This window comes from Pantoea latae, from assembly GCF_002077695.1.
Classification (GTDB): domain Bacteria; phylum Pseudomonadota; class Gammaproteobacteria; order Enterobacterales; family Enterobacteriaceae; genus Pantoea; species Pantoea latae.
In genome coordinates, this window is record NZ_MWUE01000048.1 from 1 (window position 1) to 255 (window position 255).

The following is a 255-nucleotide window of genomic DNA, read 5'->3' on the forward strand; positions in this document are numbered from 1 at the left end:
CGGAATCGCTAGTAATCGTGGATCAGAATGCCACGGTGAATACGTTCCCGGGCCTTGTACACACCGCCCGTCACACCATGGGAGTGGGTTGCAAAAGAAGTAGGTAGCTTAACCTTCGGGAGGGCGCTTACCACGTTGTGATTCATGACTGGGGTGAAGTCGTAACAAGGTAACCGTAGGGGAACCTGCGGTTGGATCACCTCCTTACCTGAAGATACTGCCTTTCGAAGTGCTCACACAGATTGTCTGATAGAA

1 rRNA gene is annotated in these 255 nt (G+C 51.8%); it reads left to right on the plus strand.

Annotation, left to right across the window (positions count from 1 at the left end):
• A 16S ribosomal RNA gene (locus B2J69_RS23235) occupies positions 1-207 on the plus strand; the annotation flags it as partial.
• Between the last annotated feature and the right edge of the window lie 48 nt (positions 208-255).